The sequence below is a fragment of the Nocardioides sp. genome, assembly GCF_035429765.1.
Taxonomy (GTDB): Bacteria; Actinomycetota; Actinomycetes; order Propionibacteriales; family Nocardioidaceae; genus Nocardioides.
The window spans coordinates 1-10,598 of sequence record NZ_DAOMFK010000111.1 but is presented as its reverse complement, the minus strand read 5'-3'; the positions used below and the strand labels follow the sequence as shown (position 1 = coordinate 10,598).

Here is a 10,598-nt window from a genome sequence, read left to right as displayed (position 1 = left end):
CACCGGCCTCGCGCGGCCCGTGCTGGACGTGCCCCCCGGCCCGGGCGGGCGGGAGGGCCGGCACACCGCCGACCTGACCCGGCTGCTGGCGGAGATGCAGAGCGTGGCCCGGGCCCACCCGCTGGGGCGGTGGTGACGTGGCCGACCAGCGAGAGCGGGCCGAGGCCGTCGCGCGCACCGTCACCGACCCCGAGCTGCCGATGCTCACCCTGGCCGACCTGGGCGTGCTGCGCGAGGTGCGCGTCGAGGAGGGCCGGGTCCTGGTCACGCTGACCCCCACCTACACCGGGTGTCCCGCCACTGCCACCATGCAGGAGGACCTGGCCTCCCGGCTGGGAGCCGCAGGCTTCCCCGAGGTCGAGGTCAGGATCTCGCTGGCGCCCCCGTGGTCCACCGACCTGATCACCGCCCACGGCCGCGCGACCCTGGCCCGGCACGGCATCTCCCCGCCCGGCCCGGCGCCGGCCGCTGCGGGTCCGGTGCCGCTGTCGCTGGTCCGCCCCCGTCGGTACGCCCGCTGCCCCCGCTGCGGGTCCGACCACGTCGGCGTGGTCTCGGAGTTCGGCCCGACCGCCTGCACCGCGCTGTACCGCTGCGAGGACTGCGGGGAGCCCTTCGAGCACCTGAAGGAGGTCTGAGGGTGGCCCCCGCCGCCGACCGGCGGTCCCGCCGACCGGTCTTCCACGAGCTCACCGTCGCCTCCGTCGAGCCGCTGTGCCCCGACGCGGTGGCGGTGACCTTCGACGTGCCCGAGCACCTGCGGGAGGACTACGCCTTCACGGCCGGGCAGTCGCTGGTGCTGCGCCGGGTCGTAGGGGGCCGGGAGGAGCGACGGTCCTACTCGATCAGCGCCGCCGAGGGCCACCCGCTCCGGATCGGCGTCCGGGAGGTCCCGGGCGGGGTGTTCTCGGCGTGGCTGGTCCACGAGGTGGCTGCGGGCCGCGTGGTGGAGGTGCAGACACCGACCGGCCGGTTCGGCGCCGGCGCCGGCGGCGGTCGGCACCTGGGCATCGCGGCCGGGTCGGGCATCACCCCGGTTCTCTCCCTCGCCGGCACCGTGCTCGCCCGCGACCGGACCGCCCACTTCACCCTGGTCACCGTCAACCGCACCGGCTCCTCGACCATGTTCGCCGAGGACCTCGGCGACCTGAAGAACCGCTACCTGTCCCGGCTGCACCACCTCCAGGTGCTGACCCGGGAGTCGCGGGAGGCCGGGCTCCCGTCGGGGCGCCTGGACGCCGAGCGGCTGCGGCACCTGCTCGCCGAGATGGTCCCGCTCCAGGGCCTGGACGCCTCGTGGCTGTGCGGTCCGCTCGGTCTGGTCGAGGACGCCCGTCGGGTGCTGACGGAGCTGGGGGTGCCGCCGGAGCGGGTGCACTCCGAGCTCTTCCACGTCGCGGAGGAGCCTCCTGCGCGCGCGGCCCCCGCCGTCGCAGGCACACCGGCCGGCTCGAGCCAGGTCACCGTCGTCCTCGACGGGGTGAGCGCCACTGTCGCCGTGCCCCGGGACGCCCCGATCCTCGACTGCGCGCGGGTGCTGCGGGCCGACCTTCCGTACTCCTGCCGCAGCGGCGTGTGCGGAACCTGCCGGGCCCGGGTCACCGAGGGCGAGGTGGCGATGCGCCGCAACCACGCGCTGGAGCCGCCCGACCTGGAGCGCGGGTTCGTGCTGACCTGCCAGTCCCTGCCGGTCACCGACAGGGTCACCGTCGACTACGACGCGTGACCGGCCGACGGCCGGTCCAGACCCTCGAAGGCCAGGCGGGTCACGGCCTGCGCCAGCTCGGCCACGTCGACCGGGCCGTCGGGCCGGTACCACTCGACCAGCGAGTTCACCATGCCGAAGAGCAGCCGGCTGACCACCGCGGCAGGGAGGTCGTCACGGAGCGCACCCTCCTCGACGCCCTGCCGCACCAGGGCGGTCAGCTCGTCGTCGATCCAGCGGCGGCGGGCCAGCGCGGCGCGCTCGACGTCGCTGTTGCCGCGCACGCGCAGCAGCAGCCGGACCTCCGCCTGGCGGGCGACCAGCACGCCCACGCTCTCTCGCACCAGCGCCCGCAGCCGGTCGTACGCCGGGGTCCCGGGCGCCGCCCGGGCCCGGGTCACCGCCGCGGTGAGCGGGTCCAGGGCCCGGTCCAGCGCCGCGGCGAGCAGGGCGGACTTGCTCGGGAAGTGGTGGTAGATCGCGGACTTGGTCAGGCCCAGGTCACGGGCCAGGTCGCCCATGCTGGTGGCGTCGTAGCCCTGACGGTTGAACAGCGCCACGGCGTGCTGCAGCACCGTCGCCGCGTCGTACCCGGGGCGACCCCGCCGGATCGGCTCGCTCACCGGTGGGCGGACCGGCCCGGACCCGGGCGGCGGACGGTCACCGGCCGGTCTCCGCGAGGTGAGCGTCCACCAGGGCGACCGAGAGGTCGGCGCGGACCGTGCCCTCGGCGGCCAGCGTGAGCTCTGCGGCGGCCTGGCCGAACCGGGCGCAGGCGCCGATGTCGCGCTCCCGGAGCAAGGCGTGGCAGAAGCCGGCCAGCATCGCGTCGCCCGCCCCTGTGACGTCCACCGCGTCGACCGGACTGGCCGGCACGAGGAGCGGGTCCTCCCCGGCGGTCACCAGCAGGGACCCGGCGCGGCCCAGACCCGTCCAGACGTGGTGGACGCCGCGCTCGTGCAGCACCGCAGAGGCGTCGAGCAGCTCCCCGTGGGTCGCGACCGGGCGTCCGGTGAGCGCGGCCAGCTCGTCGCGGTTCGGCGTGAGCGCCAGCAGGCTCCGGGACCCGTCGAGCACCGGCGCCATCCGGGCCGCCTTGGGCACGCTCACCGGGTCCACGATGACCGGGACCCCCTTGGTCGCACCCAGGTCGAGCGCCGCCGCCAGCGTGGGGGGCGCGAGGTTCGCGTCGAGCACGAGCAGGGCGGCACCGCGGACCAGGTGGGCGGCCGCGTCCACGTCGTCGGGGGTCAGGGCGTCGGTCGCCTCCATGTCGGCGACCGCGACCGCCAGCTCCCCGGTCTCGTCGATCACCGCGACGTAGGTCCCGGTCGTCCAGGGGCCCCGGCGGACCAGGTCCAGCCCGACCCCGGCCGCCGCGGTCTCACGAAAGAGCGCGTGGCCGAAGACGTCGTCGCCGACCGCGGCGACCAGCTGCACCGGCGTGCCCAGGCGGGCCAGGTTCTCCGCCACGTTGCGGCCGACACCGCCGGGGGTGACCGTGGCCGTGCCAGGGTTGCTGGTGGCGGAGACCAGGGGCGCCGAGCTGCGCGCCTTGAGGTCCATGTTCGCCCCGCCCACCACGACGACGTAACGGCTGCTCACCCGCCGAGGGTATTGCCCACCACCCCTGCGGTCCACGACCGGCTGGGAGGATGGGTGTCGATGAGCACCCCCTTCTCCACCGCGCACGCCGTCTCGCCCGACTCGGGACTGCACTGGACCGAGCCCGGCGCCTGGCCGGTCGCCGACGGTGTGCACCGGATCCCGCTCCCCCTCCCGATGGACGGGCTGCGGGCGGTGAACGTCTACGTGCTGGAGACCGAGCAGGGGCTGACGCTCGTCGACGCGGGCTGGGCAGTGAGGGAGAGCAGGGAGCTGCTGGAGCGGTCGCTGGCCGAGATGGGACGCACGCCCGCCGACATCACCCGGTTCCTGGTGACCCACGTGCACCGCGACCACTACACGCAGGCCGTGACGGTACGCCGCGAGTTCGGCGCGCACATCTCCCTCGGGCTGGGCGACAAGCCCACCCTGGACCTGATCCACGAGCCCGACCCCGAGGGCGACCCCTACCTGCGCATGATGCGGCGGGCCGGCGGCCACCGGATCGCCGAGGCGATGGCGGCCTTCCTGGCCGAGTCGCTGCCCGACGTCGGCCTGTGGGGCTACCCGGACGCCTGGCTCGACCGGGACCACGCACTCGAGGTCGGGTCCCGCACGCTCGAGGCGGTGCACACCCCGGGGCACACCCAGGGCCACTTCGTCTTCGCCGACCGGGCGGCCGGGCTGCTCTTCGCGGGAGACCACGTGCTGCCCACGATCACGCCGTCGATCGGCTTCGAGCCGCAGCCCGCCTCGCTCCCGCTCGGCGACTTCCTCGCCTCGCTGGCCAAGGTGCGGGCGCTGCCCGACCTCACCCTGCTGCCCGCCCACGGGCCGGTGGCCGACTCCAGCCACGCCCGCGTCGACGAGCTCATCGCGCACCACGCGCACCGGCTGGCACTGTGCCGCGCGGCGGTGCCCGCCGCTGGGGCCACGGCGTACACCACCGCGCACGAGCTGCCATGGACCCGGCACGACCTGGCGTTCGACGACCTGGACCTCTTCAACGCCGCGATGGCGACCATGGAGACCCGGGCCCACCTGGAGCTGCTCGTGGCCCGCGGCGAGCTGCGCGTGGAGGAGACGACAGCGGGCGCGGTCTACTCCCCGGTCGTCTGAGCGGCCCCGGGCCGCTCCATCGGCAGGTGGGGCACCCCGTCGTCGAGGAACTCGGGCCCGGTGACCTCGAAGCCGAAGCCGGCGTACCAGCCGCCCAGCCCGGTCTGCGCGTCCAGCCGGACCCGGCGGCCCCCGACGCGGTCCATCGCGGCCCGCATGAGCACCTCACCGAGCCCGCGGCCCCGGGCTTCGGGGGCCACGACGACCCGGCCGATCCGGGCGGCGTCGCCGTCGTCGAGCAGTCGCAGGCACCCGACCAGCCGGCCCTCCTCCTCCAGCAGCAGGTGCCGGGTGCTGGGCTCGTCGTCGCGGCCGTCGAGGTCCGGGTAGGGGCAGGCCTGCTCGACCACGAACACCTGCTGGCGCAGCCGCCACAGCGCGTACGCCGTACCCGGGGCGAGCTCCTCGAAGGCCAGCCAGCGGACGTCCACGGCCCCACCCTAGTTCCGGGCCGCCGCGTAGGATGGCGGGACCAAGACAGGGGAGCGCGCCCCGGCCGGTCACGGGCGGGTCGACGCGCTGAGAGTGCGGACCAGCCGCAGACCCTCCGAACCTGCTCCGGTTAGCACCGGCGAAGGGAGTCGACCGATGACCGCGTGGCCTGCCCGCCGTCCCCGCCCTGGCCCGCACCGCACCGCGCTGCTCGGCTGTGCCGTCTTGTCGGTGGCCCTGGCCGGGTGCAGCCTGCTGGGTGAGGACGGGTCGCCCGACGCCTCCGGGGGGACCGACACGGTGGTGCTGGTGACCCACGACTCCTTCGCCCTTCCCCAGCAGCTGCTGCGCGAGTTCGAGTCCCAGACAGGGGACCGGCTGCGCGTGCTCGCGTCGGGGGACGCGGGGGCGCTCACCAACAAGCTGGTGCTCACCCGCGACGACCCCGTCGGTGACGTCGCCTTCGGCGTGGACAACACCTTCGCCAGCCGGGCCCTGGACGCCGGCGTCTTCGCCACCGCGGCCGTGGACCTTCCGCCGGGCGCGGCGGCGTACGCGCTCCCCGACGGCACCGACCGGCTGGTGCCCGTCGACACCGGCGACGTGTGCGTGAACATCGACACCGGCTGGTTCGCCGACCGCGACCTCGCCCCGCCGGCGACCCTCGACGACCTCGTCCGGCCCGCCTACCGCGACCTGCTGGTGACCCCGGGCGCCTCCACGAGCTCCCCGGGGCTGGCGTTCCTGCTGAGCACCATCGCGGAGTACGGCGACCGCTGGCCGGACTACTGGGCCGAGCTGATGGACAACGGAGCCGCGCTCACCGCGGGCTGGAGCGACGCCTACTACGTGGACTTCACCCAGGGGGGCCAGGACGGCACCCGGCCGATCGTGGTCTCCTACGACTCCTCGCCGGCCTTCACCGTCGGGGACGACGGCCGGTCGACCACTCGGGCGCTGCTGGACACCTGCTTCCGGCAGGTGGAGTACGCCGGGGTGCTGGCCGGGGCCGCCAACCCCGAGGCGGCGCGTGACCTGGTGCAGTTCCTGCTGTCCCCGCAGGTCCAGGCCGCCCTCCCGGAGAGCATGTACGTCTTCCCGGTCCGCTCCGGCGTGGACCTCCCCGCGTCCTGGGCCAGGTTCGCGCCGCGCCCCACGGCGCCGTACACGCTGGACCCGGCGGACATCAGCGCACACCGCGACGAGTGGCTGACCACCTGGACCGAGGTCACCACCCGGTGACCCGCCGGCTCGCCGCCCTGGCGCTGCTGGCAGCCGTGCCGCTCGCGGTGCTCGGCGTCTTCTTCGTGCTGCCGGTCTCCGGCATGCTCGCCCAGGGGTTGTGGGTGGACGGCCACGTCGACCTGCGCGGCGTCCTCGAGGTGCTCGCCCGGCCCAGGGTGCACCGGGTGGTGTGGTTCACCGTGTGGTCGGCGGCCGCGGGCACGCTCTGCGCGCTCCTGCTCGGCCTGCCCGCGGCGTACACGCTCTACCGTCTCTCCTTTCCCGGGGCCCGGCTGCTGCGGGCCGCAATGCTGGTGCCGTTCGTGCTGCCCACCGTGGTCGTCGGGGTGGCCTTCCGCCAGCTGCTGGGCCGCGGTGGGCCACTCGGCCCGCTCGGGCTCGACGGAACCCCGGTGGCGATCATCGCGGCGCTGGCGTTCTTCAACGTCGCCGTCGTGGTCCGCGCCGTCGGCACGGCCTGGGAGTCGCTGGACCCCCGCCCGGCCGAGGCGGCGGCCGCGCTCGGCGCCACCCCTGCCCAGGTGCTCTGGACCGTGACGCTTCCGGCGCTGCGGCCCGCGCTGGTCGCCGCGGCCAGCGTGGTCTTCCTCTTCTGCGCGACCGCCTTCGGGGTGGTGCTGACGCTGGGTGGGCTGCGCTACGCCACGGTCGAGACGGAGATCTACCTGCTGACGACCAACCTGCTCGATCTGCAGGCCGCCGCGGTCCTCTCCCTCGTGCAGCTCGGGGTCGTCGTAGGGCTGCTGCTGGTCGGCCAGCGGCTCCGGTCGGTGCCCGACCCCACCCAGCACCGGGTCGTCGCCCGGCCGCGGCGCCCCCGGCGAGGCGACGTGCCGGCGTTGGTCGCGACCGGGCTCCTGCTGGTCCTGGTGGGCGCGCCCCTGCTCACGCTGGTCACCGGCTCCCTGCACCGGGAGGGGGCCTGGGGGCTGGGCAACTACACGGCCCTGGGCCGCCCCGATGCCGCAGGCACCACTGCCACCGGTGCCCTGGTCACCTCGCTGCGGACCGCTGTCGACGCGACCTGGATGGCCCTGGCCTGCGGTCTGCTGGTGGCCGCCGTGGCCACGCGACGCTCCCGCAGCCGGACCGAGCGGCGGGTGCGGAGCACGCTCGACGGGCTGTTCATGCTGCCGCTGGGGGTCTCGGCGGTCACCCTCGGCTTCGGCTTCCTGATCACCTTGGACCACCCGCCGCTGGACCTGCGGGAGAGCCCGCTGCTGGTGCCGGTCGCGCAGGCACTGGTCGCCCTGCCTCTGGTGGTCCGCACGCTCACCCCTGTGCTCGGAGGCATCGACGACCGGCAGCGGCAGGCCGCCGCCTCCCTCGGGGCCTCGCCGTGGCGGGTGCTGGTCACCGTGGACCTCCCGGTGCTGTGGAAGCCGCTGCTGGCGGCGGCCGGTTTCGCGCTGGCGGTCTCCCTCGGCGAGTTCGGGGCCACCTCCTTCCTGGTTCGTGAGGACCGGCCCACCCTGCCCGTGGCCATCTACCGCCTCCTCGGGCACCCCGGGACGACCAACTACGGCACCGCCCTGGCGGCATCGGTGCTGCTGGCCGGCACCACGGTGGTCGTGATGCTGGCGGTGGAGCGGTTGCGGGTGCCGTCAGTGGGGGCGATGTAGCCGTGCTCGAGCTCGACCGGGTCAGCGTCTCCTACGACGGGGTGCCTGCGGTCACCGCCGCCTCGCTGCGACTGCCGGAGGCCCAGGTGCTGGCGGTGCTCGGCCCCTCGGGGTGCGGCAAGTCCACGCTGTTGCGTGCGGTGGCCGGCCTCGAGCCGCTCGCCGGTGGCCGGGTGCTGGTGGACGGCGCGGACCTGGCCGGCGTACCGACCCACCGGCGGGGCTGCGCGCTGATGTTCCAGGACGGCCAGCTCTTCGGCCACCTCACGGTGGCCGGGAACGTGGGCTACGCGCTGCGGCTGCGGCGCACTCCCGCGCGGGACGTGGCGCGGCGCGTGGACGAGCTGCTCGCCCTGGTGGACCTCGCCGGGTACGCCGAGCGGCTGCCGGGCACCCTGTCCGGGGGCGAACGGCAACGGGTGGCCCTGGCCCGGGCGCTGGCCGTCGACCCTCGGGTGCTCCTGCTGGACGAGCCGCTCTCCGCGCTGGACGCCACCCTGCGGGAGCACCTCGCGGGCGAGCTCCGCCGGATCCTGCGGCGGGCCGGCACCACGGCCGTCCTGGTCACCCACGACCACGAGGAGGCCTTCGCGGTCGCCGACCGGATGGCCGTGATGCGCTCAGGCCGGGTGGTCCAGGAGGGGCCGATCGGTGAGGTCTGGCAGCATCCGGCCGACGCGGAGACCGCGCTGTTCCTGGGCTACGCGCGCGTGCTGCGCGGGCCCGCGGCGGCCGTCGTGGCCCGGGCCGCCGGGCTGGCGGCCACCCCCGCGCTCGCCGTACGCCGCTCGTCGCTGGTGGTCTCCCCGGTGGGCCGGCTCCCGGGAGTGGTCGAGTCCGCCCGGGCGACTCCCGAGCAGGTGCGGCTCGTGGTGCGCCTCGAGGAGGTGGGCGAGGTCGACGCCGTGGCGCCGACGGGGGCTCACGCCGCTCCCGGTGACGTCGTCCACCTGACCGTGGACCCGCACCGGCTGGCCGCGCTCCCGGAGTCCTGAGCGGTGGTCGACGTCCCTAGACTGGCCCGCGTGTACCGCCGCCCCCAGGTCTTCCTCGTCGCGAACGCCGCCCTGATGGGGCTGCTCGCGGTGCTGGCGGCGGTGTCCCTGGGCAAGTCGCTGGCCGACCCGGACGGGTTCCTGGGCCCGGCGTGGGTGCGCCTCCCACTGCTGCTCGGGGCTGCCTTCCTCGTCGACGTGGTGCCCCGCACCGTGTGGGTCTCCCGGTTCCGGTGGCGGCAGATGCGCCCCCTCATGCGCGAGCGGATCCGCCAGCACTGGACCCGGGACCGGGTGGTGCTGGTGGTGGTGGGGGTCTCGACGTTCTACATCACCTACGTCAGCTACCGGAACCTGAAGTCGTTCCTACCGGCGGTGCTCGGCGCCACGACGTACGACCGCGAGCTGCACATGGTCGACCGGGCCCTGTTCCTCGGCCACGAGCCCGCGGTGGTGCTGCACGCGCTGCTCGGGACCAGCGTCTCCGCGCACGTCCTGTCCACCATCTACCTCTGGTTCCTTCCGCTGGTGCCGCTGGCGGTCGCCGCCTGGCTGGTGTGGTCGCACAACATCGCCTACGGGTACTGGTTCGTGACCTCGCAGTGCATCGCCTGGACGCTGGGGACCGCGTCGTACTACGCGCTGCCGACGCTGGGGCCGGGCTTCGAGTACTCCTGGCTCTACGAGGGCCTGGACCGGACGGCCTCGACCCGGCTGATGGAGTCGCTGCAGTACGGCCGGCAGGACGTGAACCTCAACGTCCTGGAGGGCGCGGTCCAGTCCGTGGCCGGGTTCGCCAGCCTGCACTGCGCGATCACGCTGCTGGTGGCGATGATGGCCCAGGCGACGATCCGCTCACGGGTGGTGCGGTGGCTGCTGTGGGTCAACTTCGGGGTGACCGTGGTGGCGACGCTGTACTTCGGCTGGCACTACGTGGCCGATGACGTCGCCGGCGTAATGATCGCGCTGGTCGCTTTCTACGTGGGTGGGGTGGTGAGCGGCCAGCGCTTCGACCGAAAGCGGCTCGCCCCCGCCCCGGCCGCGGCTCCCTGACCTGCCCCGCCCTCCCGTCAGGAATTACATCGGTGTAGTTCGTCAAGACGACACGCCGGTGAAAGGTGAGAAATCTGAGATTCTTGTTCCCTTTGTGACGAATGAGCACTAGCGTGCCGAGAGTGCCTCGGGCGATGGGGAAGTCGCCCGAGGCTCCCGAACCACTCACGAGGGGGAGTCTGCGGTGCGCGTGCCACGCCGTTCTGGTCGGACCGGCCCCGGTCGGGCGGTGGCGCGACGGCCCGCACGCTGGCTCACGGCCGGGGTCGCGGCGAGCCTGCTGGTCGGCGCCCTGGCCCAGGCCTCGTCGGCCGACGAGCAGGACTACCCCTCCCAGGCCGACGTCTCCCGGGCCCGGGAGGCGGCCGGAACCGCGGCACGCGACGTGGCAACGGTCCAGGCCGAGCTGGTGCTGGCCAACCAGCGGCTGCGCGACTCGGCCGTCGCCGCCGCGCAGGCCACCGAGGCCTACAACGGAGCCCGGTGGCACCTGGCCCAGGCCCGCCAGGCCGCCCGGGCCGCGGCCAGACGGGCCGAGGTCGCCTCAGCGGACCTGACCCGGCAGAGCGCGGCGTACGCCGACACGCTGGCCTCGACCTACGAGCTGGCCCCCCAGCTGCACGCGCTGTCGGCGATCGTGCACGCCGACGGCATCGAGACCGTGCTCGACCACACCTACACGCTGGACAACGCGGAGTCGGCGCTCAACAGCCGCTACGACGTCTACCGCGCCTCCTCGACCCTCGCCGAGGTGGCGGTCACCCAGGCCGCGGACGCCCAGGCGGAGGCCGAGGCGGCACAGCAGGAGGCTCGGTCCGCCCG

At 74.7% G+C, this 10,598-nt stretch carries 10 protein-coding genes and 1 pseudogene; 8 read left to right on the top strand and 3 right to left on the bottom strand.

Annotation, left to right across the window (positions count from 1 at the left end; translation table 11 throughout):
• Positions 1-137 precede the first annotated feature (137 nt).
• Together paaD and PLP61_RS11070 are read left to right on the top strand one after the other, a co-directional pair.
• The gene (gene paaD, locus PLP61_RS11075) at positions 138-638 is read left to right on the top strand and encodes a 1,2-phenylacetyl-CoA epoxidase subunit PaaD (protein ID WP_324502773.1); all 501 of its coding nucleotides are present in this window, start codon (positions 138-140) and stop codon (positions 636-638) included.
• A 2-nt stretch (positions 639-640) separates the two neighbouring features.
• The gene (locus PLP61_RS11070) at positions 641-1,726 is read left to right on the top strand and encodes a 2Fe-2S iron-sulfur cluster-binding protein (protein ID WP_324502772.1); all 1,086 of its coding nucleotides are present in this window, start codon (positions 641-643) and stop codon (positions 1,724-1,726) included.
• Here the strand turns inward: PLP61_RS11070 and PLP61_RS11065 are convergent.
• The gene (locus PLP61_RS11065; RefSeq protein ID WP_324502771.1) at positions 1,714-2,328 is read right to left on the bottom strand and encodes a TetR/AcrR family transcriptional regulator; all 615 of its coding nucleotides are present in this window, start codon (positions 2,326-2,328) and stop codon (positions 1,714-1,716) included. The genes PLP61_RS11070 and PLP61_RS11065 overlap by 13 nt on opposite strands.
• A 37-nt stretch (positions 2,329-2,365) precedes the next feature.
• Positions 2,366-3,310: a carbohydrate kinase family protein gene (locus tag PLP61_RS11060; RefSeq protein WP_324502770.1), complete on the bottom strand. Its 945-nt coding sequence runs from the start codon at positions 3,308-3,310 to the stop codon at positions 2,366-2,368.
• Between the two features lie 60 nt (positions 3,311-3,370).
• Between PLP61_RS11060 and PLP61_RS11055 the strand changes: the two genes are divergently transcribed.
• Positions 3,371-4,429 carry an MBL fold metallo-hydrolase gene (locus tag PLP61_RS11055; RefSeq protein ID WP_324502769.1) on the top strand — a complete coding sequence of 353 codons (1,059 nt, stop codon included), beginning with the start codon at positions 3,371-3,373 and terminating at the stop codon, positions 4,427-4,429.
• Here PLP61_RS11055 and PLP61_RS11050 read toward each other — a convergent pair.
• Positions 4,411-4,860, bottom strand: a complete 450-nt coding sequence (locus tag PLP61_RS11050; RefSeq protein WP_324502768.1) for a GNAT family N-acetyltransferase — start codon at positions 4,858-4,860, stop codon at positions 4,411-4,413. The genes PLP61_RS11055 and PLP61_RS11050 overlap by 19 nt on opposite strands.
• Positions 4,861-5,017: 157 nt before the next feature.
• On the opposite strand from PLP61_RS11050, the gene PLP61_RS11045 reads away from it, so the two are divergent.
• From PLP61_RS11045 to PLP61_RS11025, 5 genes and pseudogenes are all read left to right on the top strand, one after another.
• The gene (locus PLP61_RS11045; RefSeq protein ID WP_324502767.1) at positions 5,018-6,103 is read left to right on the top strand and encodes a thiamine ABC transporter substrate-binding protein; all 1,086 of its coding nucleotides are present in this window, start codon (positions 5,018-5,020) and stop codon (positions 6,101-6,103) included.
• Positions 6,067-7,728: an ABC transporter permease gene (locus tag PLP61_RS11040; RefSeq protein WP_324502766.1), complete on the top strand. Its 1,662-nt coding sequence runs from the start codon at positions 6,067-6,069 to the stop codon at positions 7,726-7,728. Before PLP61_RS11045 ends, PLP61_RS11040 begins: the two co-directional genes overlap by 37 nt.
• Before the next feature lie 2 nt (positions 7,729-7,730).
• Complete coding sequence (locus tag PLP61_RS11035; RefSeq protein WP_324502765.1) at positions 7,731-8,723, top strand: ABC transporter ATP-binding protein; 993 nt, start codon at positions 7,731-7,733, stop codon at positions 8,721-8,723.
• A gap of 30 nt (positions 8,724-8,753) precedes the next feature.
• The gene (locus PLP61_RS11030) at positions 8,754-9,776 is read left to right on the top strand and encodes a phosphatase PAP2 family protein (protein ID WP_324502764.1); all 1,023 of its coding nucleotides are present in this window, start codon (positions 8,754-8,756) and stop codon (positions 9,774-9,776) included.
• Between the two features lie 229 nt (positions 9,777-10,005).
• A pseudogene (locus PLP61_RS11025) lies at positions 10,006-10,598 on the top strand (hypothetical protein); the annotation flags it as partial.